The sequence below is a fragment of the Methylobacterium sp. D48H genome, assembly GCF_053345715.1.
Map to the genome: position 1 here is coordinate 1 of NZ_JBKFAP010000162.1, position 303 is coordinate 303.

Genomic DNA, 303 nt, shown 5'->3' on the forward strand with positions numbered 1-303 from the left:
CCGACGGCGTTCGCGCAGGCCGCGGACGGGATCGACGTCGCCCGCGCGCGGACCTGGATCCGCGAGGGCCGCAAGGTCCGCATCCAGTACCGCGACGTCCGCGGCGATCCGAGCCGGCGCGTGATCTGGCCGGTGATCGTCGGGTTCTTCGATCAGGCCCGGATGGTGGCCGGCTGGTGCGAGCTGCGCGGGGCGCTCCGGCACTTCCGCACGGACCGGATCACGGACGCCGAGTTCCTGGAGGAGCGGCACGGCCTCCGGCCCGCCGTCCAGCGGGCGCGCTGGAAGCGGAGCCTGCCGGAC

General features: G+C 75.2%; 1 protein-coding gene. It reads left to right on the forward strand.

Annotation, left to right across the window (positions count from 1 at the left end):
- The coding region (locus tag ACLBX8_RS31955) for a helix-turn-helix transcriptional regulator (protein WP_447716444.1) at positions 1-303 on the forward strand (303 nt) is incomplete at both ends.